The 23,586-nt window shown below is 69.8% G+C and carries 18 protein-coding genes; 1 reads left to right on the top strand and 17 read right to left on the bottom strand.

From position 1 onward, the window contains the following. Positions 1 to 110: 110 nt before the first annotated feature. The 9 genes from OP79_RS34885 to OP79_RS34925 form a co-directional block, all read right to left on the bottom strand. Entirely contained in the window at positions 111 to 2,420 is a 2,310-nt protein-coding gene (locus tag OP79_RS34885) for a xanthine dehydrogenase family protein molybdopterin-binding subunit (RefSeq protein ID WP_033325921.1), read from the bottom strand. Further along, complete coding sequence (locus OP79_RS34890; RefSeq protein WP_033325923.1) at positions 2,417 to 4,027, bottom strand: 2Fe-2S iron-sulfur cluster-binding protein; 1,611 nt, start codon at positions 4,025 to 4,027, stop codon at positions 2,417 to 2,419. Before OP79_RS34890 ends, OP79_RS34885 begins: the two co-directional genes overlap by 4 nt. Continuing rightward, positions 4,024 to 4,917, bottom strand: a complete 894-nt coding sequence (locus OP79_RS34895; RefSeq protein ID WP_033325924.1) for an FAD binding domain-containing protein — start codon at positions 4,915 to 4,917, stop codon at positions 4,024 to 4,026. The genes OP79_RS34890 and OP79_RS34895 overlap by 4 nt, the downstream gene beginning before the upstream one ends. Positions 4,918 to 5,193: 276 nt before the next feature. Continuing rightward, positions 5,194 to 6,825: a beta-N-acetylhexosaminidase gene (locus tag OP79_RS34900; RefSeq protein ID WP_033325925.1), complete on the bottom strand. Its 1,632-nt coding sequence runs from the start codon at positions 6,823 to 6,825 to the stop codon at positions 5,194 to 5,196. Position 6,826: 1 nt separating this feature from the next. Beyond that, on the bottom strand, positions 6,827 to 7,684 hold the full coding sequence (locus OP79_RS34905) for a carbohydrate ABC transporter permease (RefSeq protein WP_245685555.1): 858 nt from the start codon (positions 7,682 to 7,684) through the stop codon (positions 6,827 to 6,829). 14 nt (positions 7,685 to 7,698) lie between these two features. Beyond that, positions 7,699 to 8,748: a carbohydrate ABC transporter permease gene (locus OP79_RS34910; protein ID WP_106972556.1), complete on the bottom strand. Its 1,050-nt coding sequence runs from the start codon at positions 8,746 to 8,748 to the stop codon at positions 7,699 to 7,701. A 5-nt stretch (positions 8,749 to 8,753) separates the two neighbouring features. After that, entirely contained in the window at positions 8,754 to 10,094 is a 1,341-nt protein-coding gene (locus tag OP79_RS34915) for an extracellular solute-binding protein (RefSeq protein WP_051745150.1), read from the bottom strand. Positions 10,095 to 10,347: 253 nt separating this feature from the next. Further along, on the bottom strand, positions 10,348 to 10,641 hold the full coding sequence (locus OP79_RS34920) for a DUF3039 domain-containing protein (RefSeq protein WP_033325927.1): 294 nt from the start codon (positions 10,639 to 10,641) through the stop codon (positions 10,348 to 10,350). A gap of 29 nt (positions 10,642 to 10,670) precedes the next feature. Continuing rightward, entirely contained in the window at positions 10,671 to 11,243 is a 573-nt protein-coding gene (locus OP79_RS34925) for a YqgE/AlgH family protein (RefSeq protein ID WP_033325950.1), read from the bottom strand. Positions 11,244 to 11,520: 277 nt separating this feature from the next. Between OP79_RS34925 and murA the strand changes: the two genes are divergently transcribed. After that, positions 11,521 to 12,867 carry a UDP-N-acetylglucosamine 1-carboxyvinyltransferase gene (murA, locus tag OP79_RS34930; protein ID WP_033325928.1) on the top strand — a complete coding sequence of 449 codons (1,347 nt, stop codon included), beginning with the start codon at positions 11,521 to 11,523 and terminating at the stop codon, positions 12,865 to 12,867. Positions 12,868 to 13,136: 269 nt separating this feature from the next. Here the strand turns inward: murA and OP79_RS34935 are convergent, their stop codons facing one another. From OP79_RS34935 to OP79_RS34970, 8 genes are all read right to left on the bottom strand, one after another. Continuing rightward, a complete protein-coding gene (locus OP79_RS34935) occupies positions 13,137 to 13,418 on the bottom strand; it encodes an HU family DNA-binding protein (protein WP_033325929.1) in 282 nt (93 codons plus the stop codon). Positions 13,419 to 13,814: 396 nt separating this feature from the next. Next, a complete protein-coding gene (locus OP79_RS34940; protein WP_033325930.1) occupies positions 13,815 to 15,248 on the bottom strand; it encodes an NAD-dependent malic enzyme in 1,434 nt (477 codons plus the stop codon). Between the two features lie 405 nt (positions 15,249 to 15,653). Further along, positions 15,654 to 18,059 carry a HelD family protein gene (locus OP79_RS34945; protein ID WP_033325931.1) on the bottom strand — a complete coding sequence of 802 codons (2,406 nt, stop codon included), beginning with the start codon at positions 18,057 to 18,059 and terminating at the stop codon, positions 15,654 to 15,656. A gap of 91 nt (positions 18,060 to 18,150) precedes the next feature. Then, complete coding sequence (locus tag OP79_RS34950; RefSeq protein ID WP_078492193.1) at positions 18,151 to 18,972, bottom strand: anti-sigma factor family protein; 822 nt, start codon at positions 18,970 to 18,972, stop codon at positions 18,151 to 18,153. Continuing rightward, positions 18,969 to 19,490, bottom strand: coding sequence for a sigma-70 family RNA polymerase sigma factor (locus tag OP79_RS34955; protein WP_010039908.1), 522 nt, complete (start codon positions 19,488 to 19,490; stop codon positions 18,969 to 18,971). The genes OP79_RS34950 and OP79_RS34955 overlap by 4 nt, the downstream gene beginning before the upstream one ends. 513 nt (positions 19,491 to 20,003) lie before the next feature. Then, positions 20,004 to 20,606, bottom strand: a complete 603-nt coding sequence (locus OP79_RS34960; protein ID WP_033325934.1) for a CGNR zinc finger domain-containing protein — start codon at positions 20,604 to 20,606, stop codon at positions 20,004 to 20,006. Between the two features lie 133 nt (positions 20,607 to 20,739). Continuing rightward, positions 20,740 to 21,900, bottom strand: a complete 1,161-nt coding sequence (locus OP79_RS34965; protein ID WP_033325935.1) for a uroporphyrinogen-III synthase — start codon at positions 21,898 to 21,900, stop codon at positions 20,740 to 20,742. A 133-nt stretch (positions 21,901 to 22,033) separates the two neighbouring features. Continuing rightward, entirely contained in the window at positions 22,034 to 23,416 is a 1,383-nt protein-coding gene (locus OP79_RS34970) for a nitrate/nitrite transporter (RefSeq protein WP_033325936.1), read from the bottom strand. Positions 23,417 to 23,586 lie beyond the last annotated feature (170 nt).

Consider the following 23,586-nt stretch of genomic DNA (forward strand, 5'->3'; position numbering starts at 1 on the left):
CGCACCACTGACAACGCCCCAAAACCCAAGCGCCACAAGGCTTCCGGCGCCCAGTCGCGACACCAGCCGCAGACCGTCAACAGCCTCAGACCATCAACAGCCGCAGGCCGTCACTGCCCCGTCGTCACCACGGCCGCCTGCGGCCGGATCGGCAGCCGGTTCACCGGGCGCCCCGTCGCCGCCCGGACGGCGGAGGCGATGGCCGCCGGGGTGGTCACCACCGGCACCGCGCTGACCGACTTCGCTCCGAAGGGGGCGACCACGTCGCGTTCCTCGAGGAGTTCGACGATGCGGATGTCGGGAGTGTCCAGGGCGGTGGGCAGGGCGTAGCCGGTGAGGTCGGGGTGGCGGACCAGGCCACGTGCCGTGCGGAGGTTCTCGGTGAGGGCGGCGCCCACGCCCTGGGTGACGCCGGCTTCGATACGGGCCGTGAGCTGTGCGGGGTTCAGGATCCGCCCGACGTCCTGGGCGAGCGCCAGTTCGACGACACGTACGGAGCCCAGCTCGATGTCGACGTCGACGACCGCACGGATCGCGCAGAAGGCCATGCCTACGAAGGCGTCCCCCTGGCCGGCTTCGTCCAGTGGCTCGGTGGGGTGCGGGCGGCACTGCGCGGTGGCCCACAGTTCCTTGCCCTCCAGCGCCTCCGTGACAGTGGTCGACAGCACGCCGTCGTACGAGGTGATCTTGCCGTCGGTGATCTGGAGCAGCTCCGTGGACATCCCGAACTTGTGCGCAAGGGGCTGCAGAAGCTGCGTACGGACCATCTTGGCGGCCCGTTCGACCGCGCCGCCTGAGACCCAGGTGTGACGGCCGCGGCAGCCCGGTCCCGCCGGGGGCTGATCGGTGTCCACGGAGGCGACGTGCACCTCTTCGATGCCGAGCGTCTCCTGGACGATCTGCCTGGCCAGCGTGGCGAAGCCCTGGCCGGTCTCCACGGCCGCGCAGAGCACCGTGGCGACACCGTCGTGGACCTTCACGGTGGCCGTCGAGACCTCGTCCGCGCCCTCGGCGCCGAGCATGTGGACCATGCCGAGGCCGTAGCCGACACCGCGCCGCACCGCGCCCGGTTCGCCCGCGCCCTCGGGGCCGCCCGGCAGCAGCCAGTCCTCCTCGGGGGTGTCCTTGGGGAGGGCGGGGAGCGGGAAGTCCCGTACGGCTTGGAGGAGTTCGGCCACGGGGGCCGGGCAGGTCACCGACTGGCCGGTGGGAAGTACGTCCCCTGTAGTCATCACATTGCGCAGGCGCAGCTCCGCCGGGTCGATGCCCAGCTTCTTGGCCAGCTTGTCCATCTGCGCCTCGTAGGCGGCACAGACCTGCATGGCGCCCTCGCCGCGCACATGGCCGGAGGGCGGGTTGTTGGTGCGTACGGCCCAGCCCTCGATGAAGGCGTTCGGGACGACGTACGGGCCGCAGGCGAAGGAGACCGCGGCGGCCAGCGCCTGGGACGACGTGTCCGCGTACGGGCCCGCGTCGAGCAGGATCTGCGCCTCGACCTTCACCAGCCTGCCCTCGGCGTCCGCGTGGTGGCGGTAGCGCAGGAGGGTGGGGTGGCGGTGGACGTGTCCGAGGAAGGATTCTTCGCGCGTCGCGGCGAGTTTGACCGGGCATCCGGTCTTCAGGGCGAGCAGTCCCAGGGGGAGTTGGAAGCCCTGGTCCTCACGGTCGGCGGTGGCGCCGGGCACGCCGGTGACGACGACCTTCACGCGCTCCGGTTCCAGGCCGAAGCAGGCGGCGGCGGTGTCGCGGTCGGCGTGCGGGTCGGTGGACGCCAGGTAGAGCTCGACGCCGCCGTCGGGGCGGGGCACGGCGAGGCCGGCCTCCGCGCCGATCGGGGCCGGGTCCTGGCGGCCGATGCGGTACAGGCCCTCGACGACGATCTCGCCGGCGGCCTCGGAGTCGCCGTGCCGCAGCGGGATATGGCGGATCAGGTTGCCGTCGGGGTGCAGGGGTTCGGCTTCGAAGGCCTGCTCGGGGTCGGTCACCGGGTCGAGTACTTCGTACTCGACGATGACGGCGGCGGCGGCCATCCGCGCGGTGTCCGGGTGGTCGGCGGCGACGGCCGCGATGGGCTCCCCGTGGTGGCGTACGACCTCCGAGGCGAACACCGGGCGGTCGGCCGTGCCGCGGCCGTACATCGCACTGCCCGGTACGTCCTCGTGCGTGACGACGGCCCGTACGCCGACCATCTGGAGCGCGTGGCTGGTGTCGATGGAGACGATGCGCGCGTGCGGGTGCGGCGAGCGCAGCACGGCGGCCCACAGCAGGCCCTCGGCCCACAGGTCCGCCGCGTACGGGAAAGTGCCCTCCGTCTTGGCGCGGGCCTCGGCGGGCGGCAGGGACGCGCCCAGGCCGTACTGCGGCGACGGGTCAGCGGAAGCGGCCTCCACGGTGGTCGTGGTGGCGGTTTCGTTGCTCACGCCTGGCCTCCGTCCTGACCGTAGGACCGCTCACGCGGATCGTAGGGCTGCTCACGCGGCACTGAGGCCTCGTACGCGGATGGGTTGACGCTACCCCCGCCGGGGCCCGCCTGGTGCGGGATACGGGTCTCCTCGGCGTCCTGGGCGGCTTCGGCGGACGCGTGCGCCTCGCGTTCGGCGACGACATCGCGCACGGCGTCGAGGACGCCGCGGTAGCCGGAGCAGCGGCACAGGTTGCCGGACAGCGCCTTGCGGGTCTCCAACTCGGAGGGCGCCGGGTTGCCCTCGAGAAGGTCGTGCACGGTCATCGCCATGCCGGGGATGCAGAAGCCGCACTGCACGGCGCCGCACTTGGCGAGGGCCCGCTGTACGTCCGAGGACTGCCCGTCGGCGGCGAGCCCCTCGACCGTGCGGACCTCGCTGCCCGCGGTGGTCACGGCCGGTACCAGGCAGGACGCCACGAGCCGTCCGTCGACCTGCACGTTGCAGGCTCCGCACTCGCCCTGCGAGCAGCCGTCCTTGGCGCCGGCGAGTCCGAGCCGTTCGCGCAGCACGTAGAGGAGCGATTCGCCGATCCAGGCGGCCGTCACGGGCCGGTCGACGCCGTTCACCCGCAGGACGTACGAGGCCAGGGGGTGCATCTCGTCGTGCGGAAGCGCACTCGGGGAGTCGTCGGCCTCGTCCTCCTCGGCGCCGTCTTCAGGGGTGTCGGCGGACGCCGCGGGCTCATCGGGCTCCTCGCGCACCTCCTGGGACACCGCTTCGGACTCGGTGCCCGGTTCGTCTGCGGATTCCGGAGTGCCGTGCTCCGGAGTGCTGTACTCGGGCGGCTGCTCCACCGGCTCTTCGCGCTCTGCGAAGACGCTCTCCGCAGAGGCTCGCTCCGCCGAACCGCTCTCTACGGAGACGGCGATTTCGTCGGCGTGCTCTCCGGAGACGTCGATGATCTCGGCGGCCTCGTCGGCCCGGGCAGCCGCGGAACTCTCGGCGTGACGGGCTGCCTCGTCCGATGCGGCGAGATGCTCGGCGGCCTGCTGCTCGGATACGTGCTGCTCAGGTGCGTGCTGGTCGGGTGTGTGCTGCGCCCAGGTCTCCTGCGCCCAAGGTGCCGCCGCCCCGCCCGGCAACGTTGCCGGAGGGCTCCCGCCCCACTGCTCGACCAGGGCCGAGGTGGTGAACTCGCCGGACTCATCGGGCAGATCACCGTCGGCGACGGGGATGGACCACTGTCCGGTCACGTCGTGTCCGGGAGCGCCCGAGCCCTCCTGTACAGGCGCTGCGGGCTCCTCGAAGGTCCACTGGCCGGTGGCTTCCGGGCGGTACGAGAAACCGTCGTGAGCGGGCTGCCACGGCTGCTCCTCGGGCTGTGCGTTCGGGGTCGGCCACCGCACCTCCTGCGGTGGCCCGGCCTCGACCTCGGCCTCGATGTGCGGTGGTACGTAGCCGTGGCCGGGTGCGGCGAGCGGGGAGTCGGAGAGGAGCGCGTCGATGCCCCCTTCGGGGAGCTGGACGAAGGCGGTGGCGCCGTCGTCGTAGTCGCCCTGGGGCAGCGGATCCCAGCGGCTGCCCGTCCGGGGCGTGCCCTCTTCGTGCTGGTCGTCGGTCACGAAAGTGCCCTCCCCAGTGCTCGTCGGGCCAGCGCGGCGACGGTGCGCCGCAGGTGCAGTACAGCGGGCGGCAGCGGCTCCACGGAGCCGTCCTCCGCGGGGACCGGGTCGGGGATGCAGGCCGCCGCGACGTACTCGCCGAACGCGTCCCGCGCCTCCGGCACGATCGCGCGGTTGTTGTCCCAGTCGATCAGCGAGGCGACCCACTGCTCGGCCTCCAGAGGCCGCAGTGGCATCGGCGCTATGGCGCCGACGGCGCACCGCACTCCGCGCCGGGCGGGGTCGAGGACGAGCGACACGGACGCCAGGGCGCGTCCGGGGCCGGTCCGTCCGGTCGCCTTCAGGAAGACCTGCGGGGCGTGCAGCAGCGGCACGCGCACGTACCCGATGAGTTCACCGGCGCGCAGCATCTCCACACCGGCGAGCAGATGCGAGACGGGGATCTCACGGCGGGCGCCACCCTGGCCCGCGATGATCAACGTCGCCTCCAGAGCGGCCAGTACCGGAAGCGCGTCCCCCGTAGGGGCGGCCGAGGCGATGTTGCCGCCCAGGGTGCCCGCGTTACGGATCTGCGGGGGGCCGGCGGCTCTCGCGGCGGCCGCGAGGGCAGGGATGAGGGCCGCGAAGTCGGGGCGGCCCATGCGGGCGTGCGTGAGGCCCGCGCCGAGCAGCGCGTGGCCGTCCTGGTACTGCCAGCCGCGGATCTCGCTGATCCGGCCGAGGCCGACGAGCGCGGCGGGCCGCAGCTGCCCGGAGTTGACGGAAGTCATGAGGTCGGTGCCGCCGGCCACGGGAACGGCCGCCGGCATGGCGGCGAGCGCCGCCACGGCCTCGTCGAGAGAGACGGGCAGCGTCACGGTCTGCGCCGCCTGCGGTGCGTGCGTGGTCAAACCGGTTTCCCCTTCCCGCTGCCCCACCTGGTCCCACCTGTGCTGCCGTACGGTACGTGCTGACAGGGCGGACGTGGCAACTCTGGCACATCTTCCTCCCAGCACGACGCGGGGGTCCGCTAGGAGGCATTCGTCACGCCACCAGCGAGATAGCCCGATTTCGCACGACATCACCGGTCGGAGCGAATTGGCACCCTTCACGGATCCTTGGGTGCCTTTCGCCCGGGTGCCACCGTTCCAGGGCGGCCGGTTCACGGCACCCCCTCGGGAGTCGGCTCACACGTTTGGAGGCGCCCCCTCGATCGGGCGTCCGAGCACCCCCGGTCGCCGCTGCCAGGGCAGCGGGCCCGCAGGCGGGCGATAGGCCACTCCCAGGGCGTCAAGCCTCCTGTAGTGGGCGGTCATCCGCTGCTCGAAGCCCGCGAAGTCGCGTTCCGCGGGAGCGGGCAGCGCACTCCACGCGACCTCGGCGAAGGCCGCGAGCCGCGGGAACGCCTGATAGTCCACGCGCGCGTGGTCCTCCATCACCTCGGTCCACACGTTGGCCTGCGTGCCGAGGACATGCCGTGCCTGATCGGGGGTCAACTGCGGTGGTACGGGCTCGAAGCGGTAGACGTCCTCCAGGGTGCGTACGTAGCCGATGGGCACCGGTTCGTCGGCGCCGCCGTCCTGGCGGTGGTCCAGGTACACCTGCTGCTCCGGGCACATGACGACGTCGTGGCCCGCCTGGGCGGCCGTGATGCCGCCTTGGTAGCCGCGCCACGACGAAACAGCGGCGCCCGCTGCAAGGCCGCCCTCCAGGATCTCGTCCCAGCCGATCAGCCGACGCCCGCGCGCGGTCAGCCAGTTGTCGAAGTGCCGGATGAACCACGACTGCAACTCGTCCTCGTCCGCGAGCCCCAGGTCCCTGATTCGCGCCTGCGCTGTGGGCGACTGCCTCCACTGTTCCTTGGCGCACTCGTCGCCGCCGACATGGATGAACTCCGAGGGGAACAGCTCCAGGACCTCCTCGAAGACTCCCTCGTAGAACCGGAGGGTGTTGTCAGTGGGGGCCAGTACGTTGTGGGAGACGCCCCAGTTGTCCCAGACGGAGAGGGAGGTCGTGTCGATGACATCGGTGTTGCCGAGTTCCGGATATGCGGCGATGGCGGCCTGCGAGTGGCCGGGGATGTCGATTTCGGGGACGACGGAGATATGCCGCTCGGCGGCGTATGCGACGATCTCGCGGATGTCGTCCTGGGTGTAGTAGCCGCCGTGCGGCTTCTCCTCCCAGAGAGGCGAGGCGCGATGGCCGAATTTCGTACGCGCCCGCCAGGATCCGGTCTCCGTGAGCTTGGGGTGACGCTTGATCTCGATGCGCCAGCCCTGGTCGTCGGTGAGGTGGAAGTGGAAGACGTTCAGCTTGTGCGCGGCCATCAGGTCGAGATAGCGCAGCACGCCGTCCTTGGGCATGAAGTGGCGTGAGACGTCGAGCATGAGGCCGCGCCAGCGGAAGCGGGGGGCGTCCTCGATGATCTGGTGCGGAATTCCGTACCTGATTCCGGGCCTGACCGGAGCGCGCCGGAAGGCGTCCGGGCCGATGAGCTGACGCAGTGTCTGGGCACCCCAGAAGACACCGGCAGGCCCGCCGCCCCGGATCTCGATGCCCCAGTTGACGACGACACCGAGCCGGTACGCCTCCGGTTCCAGGGTGTCGTCGATCCGCAGGCGTACGGAGTTCCTGGCGTCCTCCTCGCCGGGCGGCAGCGCAATCCCCAGGGCCGCGCCGAGGGTGGAGCGCAGCCAGCGTTCCGTGGTGTCCGTTCCGGGTCCGGCCCACAGCGTGGTAGCGGCGTCGAGCAGGACGCCGCAGCGCATGGGGCCCTCGATGGTGCGGGGCGCCGGAATCACATCCGTCAGTGAAGTCACGTCAGTCCTTTACCGCGCCGCCCAGTCCGGAGACCAGCCGCCGCTGTACGAGTACGAAGAAGACCAGCACCGGAATCGTCATCACCGTGGACGCCGCCATCACACCGCCCCAGTCCGGCCTGTCCGGGTTGTAGAAGACAAGGAGGGCCATCGGCAGAGTCGACTGCGAAGTGTCGCTGATGATGAAGGACCTGGCGAACAGGAAGTCGTTCCAGGTGGAGATGAAGGAGAAAACGCTCGTGGCGACGAGCCCCGGAAAGACCAGGGGGAAAAGGATCTGCCACAGGAAACGCGCCCGGCTCGCCCCGTCGATGTACGCGGCCTCCTCCAGCGCCTCCGGGACCGCCTTCACAAAGCCGCGCAGCATCCAGATCGCGAACGGCAGGGAGAACGCGATGTGCGGCAGGATCAGCGAGCCCAGCGTGTTCAGCTGACCGAAGTCCCGCATCAGGAAGAAGAGAGGGATCGTCAGCGCCTCGATCGGCACCATCTGCGCGATGAGGAACATGATCAGCAAGGTCGTACGGAAACGGAAGCGGAACCGCGTCACCGCCGTCGCCGCGAGAAACGCGATCAGTGCGGAGACGACGACCACGGTGACCGCGACGAGAAGGCTGTTGAGGAAGTAACGGCCGAATTCCTGCTGCCCGAAGACGCGTCGGAAGGAGTCCAGGGACGGGGTGAGCGTCCAGGGTCGGGGCTCGGTCGACTCGATCTCGCCGGCCGGTTTGAAGGCGCTCAGCACCATCCAGTAGAGGGGGAACGCGACCACGGCGGCGATCAGCAGAGCCGATGCCTCCGCGGCCAGCCGCCAGGGCCTCCGCACCCGCAAACGTGCGGGGAAACTCAACGACCTCACCGAACTCAACGCACTCACAGCTCCTCCCCCTGCCTGCGCAGCAGCCGCAGGTACACCAGCGTGACCGCCAGCAGAATCAGCAGCATCACCACTCCGATCGCCGAGCCGAGGCTGTACTGCGAGGACGCGAACGCCTTCTGGTACGCGTACACGTTCAGCACGAGGTTCTGACCGGCGATACCTCCGCCGTTCGTCATGACGTAGATCTGGGTGAAGACCTTGAAGTCCCAGATGACCGACTGGATGGTGACGACCACGAGGATCGGCCGGAGCATCGGCGCGAGCACGGAGCGCCAGATACGCCACTGCGAGGCGCCGTCCAGGGCCGCCGCCTCCAGCACCTCACCGGGGACGGCGCGGATGCCCGCGTACACCGTGACCATCACGAACGGGAAGGAGCACCAGACGACTTCGAGCAGTACGAGGGCGAAGGCGCTGTAACGGCCGTACGTCCACGAGTGGTCGCCGAGCCCCAGCATCCGGTTGACCGGTCCGAAGTCGGGGTCGAACAGCAACAGCCACACCGTGGACCCGGTGATCGCGGGCGTGGCCCACGCGCCCAGCGCGGCCAGCATCAGGGCGAGCCGCGGCAGCGCCCGTACGCGCGTCAGCAGCACGGCGAGCGCGCAGCCGACCGCGAGCGTCGACACCACGCACGCCGCCGCGAACACCACGGTGGCGAGCAGCACCTGCCAGAACTGGTCGTCCCCGAAGAGCGTCGCATAGTTCCCGAAGCCCTGGAAGGTCGTCGGCTCCCCGCCGCTGACCTGGGCCTGCGTGTACTCCAGGAAGGAGATCAGCCCGAGCTGGTAGACGGGATAGACGAGCAGCCCACCGATGACGACAAGGGCGGGGGCGAGATAGAGCCAAGGCGCCCAACCCCCGCCCCCAGGTCGCGACTTCCGGCCCGCAACTCCGGCCCCGCGCACCCGGTCGCCCCCACGCGCCGGGCCGGGCGAGGCCGTCGCCCCGCCCGGCGAACCGGCGGCAGGACCACCGCCGACCGGAGACTTACGGGTCACCACCGTGCCACCGCGCCGCTGCGGGGGCGCACCCTCGGTCATCCGCTTCACCCCACGGAGCTGAACGCGGCGTTCATCTTCGCCGCCGCGTCCTTCGAAGCCGCGGCCACGTCCTTCTTGCCGCTGACGATCTCCTGGAACATCGTCGGCAGCACGAGCGAGGCGTCGATCTCGGCCCAGGCCGGCGAGGCGGGCACGAACTTGGTGCCCGCGCCGAGCGTCTGCACGAAGGGCTCGACGAACGGCTCCTTCTTCGCGACGTCCGCGCGCACGTCCGAGTACGTCGGCAGGAAGCCCATCGCGTCGAAGAGCTCACCCTGCGTCTTCTTCGACGCGAGCTGCTTCATCAGGTCGACGGCGAGCGTACGGTGCGAAGTGCTCTTCAGTACGCCGATGTTGTTGCCGCCCGCGAAGGCAGGGGCTGTCGAGCCCGCCTTCAGACCCGGCAGCGGTACGACCGCGTACTTGCCCTTGACGCTCCCGGCCTCGACCGCCTGGTGGTTGAAGTCACCGCCGATCGCCATGCCCGCCTTGCTGGAGGCGAAGGCCGTGATCGTGTCGTTGCCGCCCATGCTCGCGCACTTGGCGGCCGGGCAGTTGTCGTCGCCGAACAGCGAGGTGTACGCCTTGATGCCCTTCTGGGCCGCCGCGCTGTCGATCGTCGCCGCGTACGAACCGCCCTTGCCCTCGGCGATCTCGCCGCCGTTGGACCAGACGAACGGCATCGCGCCGTATGTGAACGCACCGCCGACCGCGAGCCCGTACAGCTCGGGCTTCGCCTGCCGGATCTCCTTGGCGGTGGAGATCAACTCGCTCTGCGTCTTCGGGACTTCGAGGTCCAGCTCCTTGAAGACGTCGGTGCGGTAGTACAGCGCGCGGACGCCCACGAAGAACGGGGCGCCGTAGATCTTCCCGTCGACCGTCACGGACTGCCTGGCCGTCGGGTCGGTGTCCTTGGCCTCGTTCCAGTCCGTGAACTCCTGGGTCACATCGGCGAGTCCACCGTCCTTGACGTACCCGGCGGTGTCGGTGTTGCCGTACTCCATGAGGTCCGGCGCGCTCTTGGGGTCGTTGAAGGCGGCCTTGATCTTCTGGGCGCGGGTCTCGACGGGGATGTACTCGACCTCGACCTTCGTGCCCTCGTGGGCCTTCTCGAAGGCGGCCACGGTGGCCTCGACCACCTTCTCCTTCGGCTCGTTGGCGACCTCCTGGAAGAGCCACACGCGCAGCGTCCCGCTCTTCTCGTCCGTACCGCCGGAGTTGTCGGAGGTCTGGGGGGCACAGGCGGTCGCGGTGAGGGCGGCGACCACAAGTGCGGCTATGGGGGCGGCTGTTCGGGCGGAACGGCGGGCAGGGAATCTGGCCGGGAGTCTGACGGGAAACTTCATCGGGCATCCTCCGAAAGGGCGAGTGTTGCAACATGCGCAATGCTTGTTTCACTCTGCACAACACAACGGAGGCTAGGAGTTCATGGACATGCAAACAAGACCAGCCCAAAGGTCTCTACCACTCTGTGACCGCCGAAAGCGCCCTGTGCAACGGCCCTGGACACAACAAGGCCGCAGCACCCGCACTCGGGTGCCGCGGCCTCATCAGGCATGCCGGACTACGCGACGAACCGCCGCCGAAGGAAAGCGGGCGTTACTTGTCGCCGTCCTTGCCCTGGTCTCCGCCGGAGCCCATGGACTCGTAGATCTCCTTGCACATGGGACACACGGGATACTTCTTCGGGTCCCGTCCCGGGACCCACACCTTGCCGCAGAGCGCGACAACAGGCGTGCCGTCCAGCGCGCTCGCCATGATCTTGTCCTTCTGGACGTAATGGGCGAAGCGCTCGTGGTCACCGTCACCGTGCGAGGTCTGCGGCGCCGGCTCGACCAGGGTCCCCGTACCAGTCCCGCGCTGAGGCTGGGTCTCAGGCTCAAGAGTGCTCATGACTGCAAGGGTACTGAAGCTCACAGGCATCAGTTGAGCGAAGGGTCATCCGGGTACGTCGCCACCATCGCCAGCTCGTTGCGCTGCCGGCGGAGCACCTCGCGCCACAACCGTTCCGGGGACGGGGAGGAGACGTCGCCGGGTTCGGACTCGACGACGTACCAGGCACCCTCGACCAGTTCGTCCTCCAGCTGACCCGGGCCCCAGCCGGCGTACCCGGCGAAGATCCGCAGACTGCCGACGGCCGAGGCGAGCAGTTCCGGCGGGGCCTCCAGGTCCACGAGCCCGATCGCGCCGTGCACCCGGCGCCAGCCGAGCGGCGCGCTCTCCCCCAAGGAGCCGCCGGGGATGACCGCGACGCCGAGCGCCGAGTCGAGCGAGACGGGGCCGCCCTGGAAGACGACGCCGGGCTCTCCGGCGAGATCGGCCCAGCCCGAAAGGATGTCGCCGACGTCCACCGGTGTGGGGCGGTTGAGGACGACGCCCAAGGAGCCCTCCTCGTCGTGGTCGAGGAGCAGCACCACAGCGCGGTCGAAGTTCGGGTCCGCCAGGGCGGGAGTGGCCACGAGCAGCCGCCCTGTGAGCGAGGACACCTCGGTCATGCCTGACATGATCTCGCATCTTCCTCTTGGGTGGGGAGGCATTGCCAATGCAGGAGTGAATGCAGCTCAGGGCGTACAGATGCAGGTGGAGCGCACGCCACGGCCAGTGACCCCGCGTACCCACCGAAGAACCGTTCGTGTTGTGGCAAACCTATGACGGGCCGAGCCGTACTTGGGCTACCGGTACCGGGGTAGGCGGCCATTACGCTTGCTTCTCCGGTTCTGCGCCGACCCAGCGCTACCTGCCCCTGTCCAACTTCATCGGAACGCGAGATACATGACCGTCAACGGTTCAGACGATGTCCTGCTTGTCCACGGCGGAACCCCGCTGGAGGGTGAGATCCGTGTCCGTGGTGCGAAGAACCTCGTACCGAAGGCCATGGTCGCCGCCCTGCTCGGCAGCGCTCCGAGTCGGCTGCGCAACGTGCCCGACATCCGCGACGTGAGGGTCGTACGCGGGCTGCTGCAGCTGCACGGAGTGACGGTCCGGCCGGGAGAGGAACCGGGCGAGCTGGTCCTGGACCCCTCGCACGTGGAGAGCGCGAACGTCGCGGACATCGACGCGCACGCGGGTTCGTCGCGCATCCCGATCCTGTTCTGCGGCCCGCTGCTGCACCGGCTCGGCCACGCGTTCATCCCGGGCCTGGGCGGCTGTGACATCGGCGGCCGGCCGATCGACTTCCACTTCGAGGTACTGCGGCAGTTCGGCGCGACGATCGAGAAGCGGGTGGACGGCCAGTACCTGGAGGCTCCGCAGCGGCTGCGCGGCACGAAGATCACGCTGCCGTACCCGTCCGTGGGCGCGACCGAGCAGGTGCTGTTGACCGCCGTCCTGGCGGAGGGCACCACCGAGCTGTCCAACGCGGCCGTCGAGCCGGAGATCGAGGACCTCATCTGCGTACTGCAGAAGATGGGCGCGATCATCGCCATGGACACCGACCGCACCATCCGCATCACCGGCGTCGACAGCCTCGGCGGCTACACCCACGCGGCCCTCCCGGACCGCCTGGAGGCCGCCTCGTGGGCTTCCGCGGCCCTGGCGACCGAAGGCAACATCTACGTCCGCGGCGCCCAGCAGCGCTCGATGATGACGTTCCTGAACACCTACCGGAAGGTGGGCGGCGCCTTCGAGATCGACGACGAGGGCATCCGCTTCTGGCACCCCGGCGGCCAGCTGAAGTCCATCGCGCTGGAGACGGATGTGCACCCCGGCTTCCAGACCGACTGGCAGCAGCCGCTCGTCGTCGCCCTGACGCAGGCGACGGGCCTGTCGATCATCCACGAGACGGTGTACGAGTCCCGCCTCGGCTTCACCTCCGCCCTGAACCAGATGGGCGCGCACATCCAGCTCTACCGCGAGTGCCTCGGCGGCTCCAACTGCCGCTTCGGCCAGCGCAACTTCCTGCACTCCGCGGTCGTCTCGGGCCCGACCAAGCTCCAGGGCGCCGACCTGGTCATCCCCGACCTCCGCGGCGGCTTCTCGTACCTCATCGCGGCGCTCGCGGCCCAGGGCACCTCACGGGTGCACGGCATCGACCTGATCAACCGCGGCTACGAGAACTTCATGGAGAAGCTCGGAGATCTGGGCGCGAAAGTCGAACTGCCGGGCAAAGCGCTCGGCTAACGGCAGCCTCACCGCCTCCGGCTCGGGACACCACCGGTCCCGGCTGGGGGTCCGGGGGTTATCCCCCGGATAGACACAGCATGGAGAAGCTCGGAGATCTGGGCGCGAAAGTCGAACTGCCGGGCAAGGCGCTCGGCTAGCCAGAACAGCCCGGCCGGCGCTAGGCCATTGGTAAGCGCAACAGCGATGGGGCGGCACCCGAGTCCGGGTGCCGCCCCATCGCGTTACCTACCTGCCGTACACCATCCGGGGAGGTGTGGACGGCAAGGTCACTTGCCCTTGGCGGCTTCCTTGAGCTTGCTGCCCGCGGAGACCTTCACGCTGTAGCCGGCCGGGATGTCGATCGGGTCGCCGGTCTGCGGGTTGCGCGCGGTGCGAGCGGCACGGTGGGTGCGCTCGAAGGTCAGGAAGCCGGGGATGGTGACCTTCTCGTCGCCCTTCGCGACGACTTCGCCGACGGTCTCGGCGAACGCGGCCAGAACGGCGTCGGCGTCCTTGCGAGTCACCTCGGCGCGGTCGGCCAGCGCGGCCACCAGCTCACTGCGGTTCATGTTGTTACTCCCGTGTTCTTCTTGCCGTTGAGGCGTGCCACGCGGCGGAGCCGCATGATGAGCACCAGCGGAGCCGATGCTGCCAGGGTCCTCGGTCGGTCCCCGGACCCGGGTCCAAAGCCAGACCCTCGCGCCCAGAGACGCATCCTGCCCCCACCCGCGGCGGGAAAGCCAATCCGGCACCCCTGGGAGTCACACGAAAAGCGCCACAGCCTGGAAAAGGTGACGCTCCGTCCGCTCCCGGCAGCGGATCGCAGGGCCTGCAAGGCCTGAGCCTGGCCGCCACCCTAGGTGCGGCCAGGGACACCGTGTCCCACGACGCGCCGTATCCGGGCCGTCGTGGCGACCATCACAGGCTACGACGCGACGGTCCGGCAGTCAGCCTGGGCCCGGCGTTCAGGGCGCCGTACCGCCCGTGGCCACCACGCCCGCCGCCTTCGCAGCGTTGCGCACCGCCCCCGCGACCGCGCCCGCGACCTTGTCGTTGAAGACGCTCGGGATGATGTAGTTCGGGTTCAGCTCGTCCTCGGTCACCACGTCCGCGAGGGCGGTCGCGGCGGCCAGCATCATCTCCGTGTTGACCGTGCGGGACTGGGCATCCAGGAGGCCGCGGAAGACGCCCGGAAAGACCAGTACGTTGTTGATCTGGTTCGGGAAGTCGGAGCGGCCCGTGGCCACGACCGCCGCCGTCTGGCGGGCGATCGCCGGGTCGACCTCGGGATCGGGATTCGCGAGAGCGAAGACGATCGCACCATCGGCCATCGCCGCCACGTCGTCGCCGTCCAGCACGTTGGGCGCCGAGACGCCGATGAACACGTCGGAGCCGCGCACGGCGTCCTTCAGCGTGCCCGTGGCACCCTCGGGGTTGGTGTTGTCGGCGATCCATCGCAGTGGCGAATCCGCAGCGGCCGACACCAGGTCCTCGCGACCGGCGTGCACGACACCGTGGATGTCGGCGACGACGGCGTGCTTGACGCCCGCCGCGATCAGCAGCTTGAGGATGGCCGTACCGGCCGCGCCCGCCCCGGACATGACGACGCGGATGTCGCCGATCGCCTTGCCCGCGACGCGCAGCGCGTTCGTCAGGGCGGCGAGTACGACGATGGCGGTGCCGTGCTGGTCGTCGTGGAAGACGGGGATGTCGAGGGCCTCGCGCAGGCGCGCCTCGATCTCGAAGCAGCGGGGCGCGGAGATGTCCTCGAGGTTGATGCCCGCGAAGCCCGGTGCGATGGCCTTGACGATCTCGACGATCGCGTCCGTGTCCTGAGTGTCCAGGCACAGCGGCCAGGCGTCGATGCCGGCGAAGCGTTTGAAGAGGGCCGCCTTGCCCTCCATGACGGGCAGGGCCGCCTTGGGCCCGATGTTCCCGAGGCCGAGCACCGCGGACCCGTCCGTCACGACCGCGACCGAGTTGCGCTTGATGGTCAGGCGGCGGGCGTCCTCGGGGTTCTCGGCGATCGCCATGCAGACGCGGGCCACACCCGGCGTGTAGATCATCGAGAGGTCGTCACGGTTGCGGATCGGGTGCTTGGACTGCATCTCGATCTTGCCGCCGAGGTGCATCAGGAACGTACGGTCGGAGACCTTGCCGAGCGTGACGCCCTCGATGGTGCGCAGCTGCTCGACGATCTCGTCGGCGTGCGACGTCGACGTGGCCGCGATGGTGACGTCGATACGGAGCTTCTCGTGGCCGGACGCCGTGACGTCGAGGCCGGTCACCGAGCCTCCGTGGGACTCGACGGCCCCGGTGAGCTGGGAGACCGCGGTTCCGCTCGCGGGCACCTCCAGCCGGACCGTCATCGAGTAGGAGACGCTGGGCGCCGTTGCCATGGCCGACTTCCTCTGCTTTCACCGTGTGCCGCTGTGTGTCGCGTATGCCGTCCGATCGTCGCACCTACCGCGGAGTACGCGGTAGCCACCCTTGATTGCGAACGTTTTGTTCGCGCAGGTGGCACGGGGTGCCAGGGAGAATCCGGCGCACTTGGGACAGAGAAAAGGGGCCCCTGTCACCAGGTGACAGGGGCCCCTTCACATTCAACGGCACCGACCCGCCATGCTCGCCTCGCGGCAAGTGGTCGCTCGAAGCGACGAAGGTTGGGCCCGGGGGCTTGGATCGGGTCGGTGCCTCATCCAAGGTAACAAAGGATCCCCTCAAGGCAATTCCCGTCTCGGGAGTTCATTGCCGGGACACGCCGGGTCGCAGGGATGACCACGCGGTCAATCCCGTCAGTCCCGTCAGTCGCGCAAGAGGTCGGGCACTCCGTCCGCGTCGGGCTCGTCGCGGTCCTGGGAGACGACGGTGAGCTGCTGGGTGGCCCGGGTCAGGGCGACGTACAGCACGCGCAGTCCGGCCGGCGACTCGTCGGCGATCTCCGCGGGCGAGACGACGACCGTGGCGTCGTACTCCAGTCCCTTGGCCTCCAGGCTTCCGAGGGCGACCACACGCTCCCCCAGGCCGGCCAGCCACCGTGCGGCTTCCGCCCGCCGGTTCATGGCGACCACGACGCCCACCGTGCCGTCGACCCGGTCGAGCAGCCGTGCGGCCTCCTCACGGACGGTCTTCGCGAGTCCGCCCCGTACGACCGAGAAGCGCGGCTCCACACCCGTCGAGCGAACCGCGGACGGGGACGTCGAGCCGGGCATGGCCAGCGCCAGTACGCGTGCGGCCAGTTCGGCGATCTCGGCCGGGTTGCGGTAGTTCACGGTGAGCGTGAAGCGGCGGCGTGGGCGGGTGCCGAGGGCCTCGTCGCGGGCCTCGGCGGCCTCGTCCGGGTCCGACCACGAGGACTGGGCGGGGTCGCCCACGACCGTCCAGGTGGCGTGCCGGCCACGGCGGCCGACCATGCGCCACTGCATGGGGGTGAGGTCCTGTGCCTCGTCGACGATGACGTGTGCGTACTCGGTACGTTCCTGGGCCAGCCGTTCGGCGCGCTCGCGCTGTGACTCCTCGCGGACCGGCATCAGCTCCTCCAGGCCCGTGAGCTGGTCGAGCGGGTCCGCCTCGCGCCTCTTGCGGGGGCGGGCCGGTGTGCCGAGGATCGCCTGGAGTTCGTCGAGCATCGCCACGTCGTGCACGGAGAGGCCGTCACGCCCCAGGGAGCGGGCGACGCGGCGCACCTCGCCGGGGTTGAGGATCCGCCGGGCCCAGCGTCCGAGCCGCCTCTCGTCGGCCATCGCGGCCAGTACGGCGCGCGGGGTGAGCTCGGGCCACCAGGCGTCCAGGAACGCGATGAAGTCGTCCTCGGAGCTGATGTCCTCGTCGAACGACGACCGCAGCTCGGCGGCCAGCTCCGGGTCGGTGTGCCGGGATCCGGCGCCGGACTTCGCCCACAGGGCGTCGAGCAGCAGCCTGCGGGCGCGGGGGCGCAGCAGGTTCACGGGCGCGGTGCCGGACAGGGCGGTGTGCCGGATGCGGTCGAGTTCCGGGGCCTCCAGCTCGAGGCGGCGGCCGAAGGCGACGACGCGGAGGCGGGTGGGGGTGGAGGCGGGGGCGACGGGGGTCTGCGCATCGTCCTCGTCGCCGAAGTCGTCACCGAAGGCGAGCTGCCCCGTGGCGGCCGGAGCAGAAGTCGGCGCTCCCGGCATCTCCAACGCCCCCCGCGCCGCCTTCCGCAGCACCTTCAGCATCCGGTACGAGCCCTTGGCGCGGGCCACCGCCGGTGAGTCGTACAGCGTGGCCTCCGCGCCGTCGACGAGGGAGCCGACCGCGCGGATGGCGACCTGCCCCTCCTCGCCGAGGGACGGCAGGACGCCTTCGGTGTACGCGACGAGCAGCGGCGTGGGCGAGACGATCAGGATGCCGCCCGCGTACCGGCGGCGGTCCTGGTAGAGGAGGTACGCGGCCCGGTGCAGCGCGACGGCGGTCTTGCCGGTGCCGGGGCCGCCCTCCACGTACGTCACCGACGCGGCGGGCGCCCGGATGACCAGGTCCTGCTCGGCCTGGATGGAGGCGACGATGTCCCGCATGGTGTGGCTGCGGGCCTGGCCGAGCGCGGCCATCAGCGCGCCGTCGCCCACGACGGGCAGCTCGTGCCCGTCGAGGAAGGCGGTCAGCTCGGGCCGCATCAGGTCGTCCTCGACGCCGAGTACGCGACGGCCCTTGGAGCGGATGACCCGGCGGCGTACGACCCGCCCCGGATCGACCGGTGTCGAGCGGTAGAAGGGCGCGGCGGCCGGCGCCCGCCAGTCGATGACCAGCGGGGAGTAGTCCGCGTCGAGGACACCGATCCGGCCGATGTGCAGCGTTTCGGCGATGTCGGCGGTGTTGTCGGCCCGTATGGCGCCCTCGGCGGGCTCGACCGCCGTGTACGCGCCGTCCGGGCCCTTCTTGCCGTCCTTGCCGGCCAGCAGGTCGATCCGTCCGAAGAGGAAGTCCTCGAACTCGTTGTTCAGGCGGTTGAGGTGGACCCCCGCCCGGAACACCTGCGCGTCACGCTCGGCCAGCGCGCCCGGCGTGCCGACCTGACCTCGTTTGGCCGCGTCGTTCATCAGGAACTCCGCCTCGTGGATCTTCTCCTCGAGGCGCCGGTAGACCCGGTCCAGGTGTTCCTGCTCGACACCGATCTCACGATCCCGTACGGAATCGTGAGCTGACGGGTCGACCGAGCGCAGCGCGGCTTCCTGTTGAACCTGAGCGGCCACCGGGCCCCCTTCTGACGTGCATGGCAGCCGTCAACCGTACGCGAAGGGGGCCCTGGAAGCTATGTGTCCGCTCGTGGTTCGCTCAGTTCCGTCAGGCGTCGACCTGCACGAGACGCGTGCCCTCGAACGTCACGACCTCGAAGTGGTCGATCTCGTTCGGCGTCATGGCCGCGCCGCCGTGGACGTACAGCGGGTTCTTCGCCTTCTCGTTGGTGCTGTCCGCGATGCCGTAACCCCACTTGGGCACGGACCAGGAACTCACCGTCTCGCGGTCGCCGTTCTTGCCGACGGCGACGAGGGAGCACTTCTCCGGGCCCTTGAGGTTCTTGAGCTCCAGGACCGCGTGGGTGCCCCAGGCCTTGGGCTCCACGCCGACCGTGGCGCTGACCTTGGTGGTCGGGTCGGTGGCGGAGACCTTGTCCTTCATGACGTTGAAGAACGCGTCCTCGGCGGGGCTCGTGGAGTGCGGGGCCGCCGTCACGTTGTTGTTGCTGTCGCCGTCGCCGGTGACCCCGATCGCGGTGACCGGGCCGCCGATGATCAGCGCCGCTGCCGCCGCGACCATGTACATACCGCGCCGCCGCTTCTGGGCACGGCGCTCCGCGACCTCGTCGACCAGCCGGTTGACCAGGCGTGGGCTCGGCTTGGCGGACAGCGATTCACCGATGGCAGGCGTTCCCTGGGAACCCGGCAGATCCGCGAGGGCGGCCAGCATCGGCTCCATGCCCGCGAGTTCGTCCAGTTGCTGCGCGCACCAGTCGCAGGTCGCGAGGTGCGCCTCGAAGGCGGTGGCCTCGGCGTCGTCGAGGATGCCGAGGGCGTACGCGCCCACGGTCTCGTGCACATCACCCTGACCCTGCGAAGTTTGCATAGGTCCAGGAGTACCCGTTCCGTATCCCCCGTATGTACTCATGCCGTCACCCCACGCTCTTCCAGCGCCAGCTTCATCGAACGCAGGGCATAGAACACCCGTGAGCGCACGGTGCCACTGGGTATGCCCAGCGTCTCAGCCGCCTCATTGACGGTACGACCCTTGAAGTAGGTCTCGACCAGGACCTCCCGGTGAGCAGGGGTCAGGTCGTCCAGCGCGTCCGACAGTGTCATCAGCCACAACGCCTTGTCGATCTCGTCCTCCGCGGGGATGACCTCCAGCGGCGACGGGTCCACCTCCTGCGGCCGGGCCTGCCGGCTGCGGTGGCCGTCGATGACGATGCGCCGGGCAACCGTCACCAGCCAGGGTCGTACCGAACCGGTAGCTCGGTTGAGCTGACCGGCGTTCTTCCAGGCACGGATGAGTGTCTCCTGGACAACATCCTCCGCGCGCTGCCGGTCCCCCGCGACCAGCCGCAGCACATAGGCGAGCAGGGGCCCCGCGTGTTCCCTGTAGAGCGCACGCATCAGCTCCTCGTCGGGCTCCGAGGGCTGGGACATGCGATGTCGGGCCCTCGGCAGTCGTTCATCGGCCACGGCGGAATCCTTGCGCACGCCTACCTCCGGTGTCCGGGGGTTCCCCCGAGTCGGTCGCTCAACACCGGGTACGCATACGGACGGTGGGCTGTTCAAAGTGTGACGTGTGTTTCTTCGGCCGCCGGGGACCAGTCGGACAAGGCAGCACATTCCCGCCACTCGGGCTTTACATTTCCGCCACATTGGCAAGATCACGCTGTTGCCCCGGCAATGACAGGAGGAAACGCGTTGTTGCCAATGTCACTAGAAATCAGCAAGCACAAAAGCGACGTACAGGACAGCGCCCCCGTCAGGGGCGCGGGGCTGTATCGATTTGCGGCTCCGCCGCGTGGGCGCGACAAGCCACGACGCACCCGCAGCCGCGGCACGACATGTCACCCCCACCCCCTGGCGGGGGGGCCTGGGGGCGCGGCCCTCTCACGCGGCGGAGCCGCAAATTGATACAGCCGGGAAGGGGCGGGGCTGGGGAAGAAAACCTCACGCCCGCGCAAGTGCCGCCCGCCGCCGATGCCGGGCAACCCTCTCCCGGTTCCCGCACGTCTCACTGGAGCACCACCGGCGCCTGCGCCCCCGGGACGTATCGAGGTACACGATGGGGCAGTTGTCCCCCTCGCACTGCCGGATGCCCGCCCGGGCGACGGGATCGGTCAGCAGCTCCACGGCATCGCGGGCCACGGCCGCGAGGAGCGCGGCACACGAGGGGGCGCCGTCGAGGGCCCGTACGAGAGAACCCGCGTCGTCCCAGACCGCGCGCGGAGCCGGCGGCGCCGCGGCCCGCGCCAGCTCATTGACGCGGGCCAGCGCGATGCCGAAGGGCCGGGACTCCCGCGAGGGCTCCCCGCGCACCAACTGTCCGATATGGCCGCGCAGTTCGCGAAAGCCCACCAGCCAGGAGGCGTCGGCCGCCGCCAGCGACGTACCCGCCGGAACGAGCCCCGATCCGTCGATCCAGGCCCGCAACGGCTCGAGAGAGTCGAACCGTTCCTCGGGATGCGTGGTCGCCAGCAGGTCCAGACAGATCCGCCCGGAGTCGAACCGCAGCTCGTACGAGACCGTGGCCGCGACTGTGCCCAGTGCCATGTTCCTGTCACCGCCTTGGGGTTACCGCCATAGGGGGTCGGTGAGGGTCCGTACCCCTACAGTGCCTCCCCGCACGCGCCGCCGGAACCCCCGGGAGCACCCCGACGCGGCGGTGTCCGCCCTGGCGGCAGCGTCAGACGTCCGCGTACTTCGAGTCCGCCGCCGGGTCGAGGGCGAGCCGGTACCCCCGCTTGACCACCGTCTGGATCAGCTTCGGCGCCCCCAGTGCCGTACGCAGCCGGGCCATCGCCGTCTCGACGGCGTGCTCGTCCCGCCCTGCGCCGGGCAGCGCCCGCAGCAGTTCGGCGCGGGACACGACCCAGCCCGGCCGCCGGGACAGCGCGCGCAGCAGGGACATTCCGGCGGGCGGTACGGGCCGCAGCGCGCCGTCCACCAGCACCGCATGCCCGCGGATCTCCACCCGATAGCCCGCGATGGGCAACGTCCGCGCCCGCGAAGGCAGTTCCTGGCACAGCAGCTGTACGAGGGGGCCGAGCCGGAAGCGCTCCGGCTGGATGGTGTCGATGCCCCGGGCCTGCAACGGCAGCGCGGTGACCGGGCCGACGCAGGCCGACAGTACGTCGTGGTTGAGGGCGGCGAGGAGTTCGGGCAGCAGCCCGCGGTCCTCGGCGCGGCCCAGCAGCGAGGCGGCGGCCGGCGCGCTGGTGAAGGTCAGCGCGTCCAGTCCGCGGCAGACCGTGGCGTCGAGCAGCCGGTCGACGGGCGCGATGTCCTCCGGCGGCATCCACCGGTAGACGGGCACGCCGACGACCTCCGCGCCCGAGTCCCGCAGCGCCTCGACGAAACCGGGCAGCGGCTCACCGTGCAGCTGGATCGCGATCCGGCGCCCTTCGACCCCTTCCTCCAGCAGCCGGTCGAGCACCTCGGCCATGGACTCGGAGGACGGAGACCACTCCTCGGTGAGCCCCTGGGCCCGGACCGCGCCCTTGACCTTGGGGCCACGGGCGAGCAGTTCGACACCGCGCAGCCGGTCGAGCAGGGCCTCGCCGAGCCCCCATCCGTCGGCGGCCTCGACCCACCCCCTGAACCCGATCGCGGTGGTGGCGACCACGACGTCCGGCGCCTGGTCGATGAGCTGCTTGGTCGCCGCGAGCAGTTCGCTGTCGTCGGAGAGGGGCACGATGCGCAGGGCCGGGGCGTGCAGGACGGCGGCACCGCGCCGCTGGAGCAGGGCACCGAGTTCGTCGGCACGGCGGGCCGCCGTCACGCCGACGGTGAATCCCGCGAGGGGGCCGTGTTCGTGTCGGTCTGGTCGCTGCAGTTCCTCGTGCATCAGCTCTCGTCCCGATGTCGATTCATCCCGCACCGGTCTGTCCCGGTCGTGCACCCGCCGTACATCAGCGGTCGACCGAGCCTGTCAACGGCTCGTGACAGGCTCGGTTCCGCTTGATGTCGGTGGTGTTACGTCACACCTCCGCGTAGCTGAGCTGCGTCTTTGCCTCGGAGGCTGTGGTGGCCTCGCCCTTGGCGGCCGCCGGGCGGCGAAGGTATACGGCCCAGGTGACTCCGAAGCAGACCGCGTAGAAGGCGAGGAAGGCCACAAAGGCACCGGTACCCGATCCCACGCTCAGGAAAGACTGCCGGAAGGCGAGGTTGATACCGAGTCCGCCGACCGCGCCCACCGCTCCGATGAGCCCCATGGAGGCACCGGACAGCCGGCGCCCGTAGGAAGCCGCTTCCTCACCCTCGAGACCCATGGCGACGGCCTTGGCCTGGAAGATGCCGGGGATCATCTTGTACGTCGAGCCGTTGCCGAGCCCGGTCAGGACGAACAACGCGATGAAGGCGGTGGTGAAGAGGGCCAGCGACTTCGACATCGAGGCGGAGATGATCACGGTGGTCGCGGCGGCCATGCCGACAAAGTTCCACAGCGTGATCTTCGCCCCGCCGTACTTGTCCGCGAGCCAGCCGCCGAAGGGCCGGATCAGCGAGCCGAGCAGCGGGCCGATGAAGGTGACGTACGCGGACTCCAGCGGCGTACGCCCGAACTGCGTCTGCAGGACGAGCCCGAACGCGAAGCTGTAGCCGATGAAGGATCCGAAGGTCCCGATGTAGAGGAAGGACATGATCCAGGTGTGCGCGTCCTTGACGGCTTCCTTGGCCGCGCCGGTGTCGTTCTTCACGGACGAGATGTTGTCCATGTAGAGGGCGCCGAGGACGGTGGCGAGGATGATGAAGGGGATGTAGATCCCCAGCAGGACGCGGGGTCCGCCGCTCGCTCCGATGACGGCGAGACCGACCAGCTGCACCACGGGCACACCGATGTTGCCGCCACCGGCGTTCAGCCCGAGCGCCCACCCCTTCTTACGCAGCGGGAAGAAGGAGTTGATGTTGGTCATGGAGCTGGCGAAGTTGCCGCCGCCGACGCCGGCGAGCATGGCGCACACCAGGAACGTTCCGAACGACGTCCCCGGCTCCATCACGATGAACGCCGCGATCGTCGGGATGAGCAGCATGCTCGCCGAGACGATCGTCCAGTTCCGCCCGCCGAAGAGGGCGACCGCGAAGGTGTAGGGGACGCGCACGATGGCGCCGACCAGGGTCGCCATCGACACGATGAAGAACTTGTCGGCGGGGGTGAGCCCGTACTCCGGCCCCATGAAGAGCACCATCACCGACCACAGGGTCCAGATCGAGAACCCGATGTGCTCCGACAGCACGGAGAAGAACAGGTTCCGCCGGGCGACCTTCTCGCCGGTCTCTTTCCAGAAGGTCTCGTCCTCCGGATCCCAGTGCTCGATCCAGCGGCCTCCCCTGCTCGATGCGGGGGCTGTACTAGGGGCTGTCATGACGCCTCCACGGTTCCGGTGCTCAGGTGTCGTACGTGGGGTCCGTACGTGGGGTGATGAGTCCCGAAGGTAGGGATGGCGCGTTTCCGGTCTGTGCCTGTGAGTGACCGCCCGGGAACGTTGCTCTCACGTGGGGGCGGGGGTGGCGGTGAGGTCGGGAGGGGGGACGG

The organism is Streptomyces yerevanensis (assembly GCF_000716805.1).
GTDB classification, from domain to species: domain Bacteria; phylum Actinomycetota; class Actinomycetes; order Streptomycetales; family Streptomycetaceae; genus Streptomyces; species Streptomyces flaveus.

Coding starts and splice junctions, on each gene's coding strand:
- OP79_RS34910 (WP_106972556.1), bottom strand. CDS start 8,748: ATGACCGAGGGTGCGCCCCCGCAGCGGCGCGGTGGCACGGTGGTGACC.
- OP79_RS34915 (WP_051745150.1), bottom strand. CDS start 10,094: ATGAAGTTTCCCGTCAGACTCCCGGCCAGATTCCCTGCCCGCCGTTCC.
- OP79_RS34920 (WP_033325927.1), bottom strand. CDS start 10,641: ATGAGCACTCTTGAGCCTGAGACCCAGCCTCAGCGCGGGACTGGTACG.
- OP79_RS34925 (WP_033325950.1), bottom strand. CDS start 11,243: ATGACCGAGGTGTCCTCGCTCACAGGGCGGCTGCTCGTGGCCACTCCC.
- murA (WP_033325928.1), top strand. CDS start 11,521: ATGACCGTCAACGGTTCAGACGATGTCCTGCTTGTCCACGGCGGAACC.
- OP79_RS34935 (WP_033325929.1), bottom strand. CDS start 13,418: ATGAACCGCAGTGAGCTGGTGGCCGCGCTGGCCGACCGCGCCGAGGTG.
- OP79_RS34940 (WP_033325930.1), bottom strand. CDS start 15,248: ATGGCAACGGCGCCCAGCGTCTCCTACTCGATGACGGTCCGGCTGGAG.
- OP79_RS34950 (WP_078492193.1), bottom strand. CDS start 18,972: ATGAGTACATACGGGGGATACGGAACGGGTACTCCTGGACCTATGCAA.
- OP79_RS34955 (WP_010039908.1), bottom strand. CDS start 19,490: ATGTCCCAGCCCTCGGAGCCCGACGAGGAGCTGATGCGTGCGCTCTAC.
- OP79_RS34960 (WP_033325934.1), bottom strand. CDS start 20,606: ATGGCACTGGGCACAGTCGCGGCCACGGTCTCGTACGAGCTGCGGTTC.
- OP79_RS34965 (WP_033325935.1), bottom strand. CDS start 21,900: ATGCACGAGGAACTGCAGCGACCAGACCGACACGAACACGGCCCCCTC.
- OP79_RS34970 (WP_033325936.1), bottom strand. CDS start 23,416: ATGACAGCCCCTAGTACAGCCCCCGCATCGAGCAGGGGAGGCCGCTGG.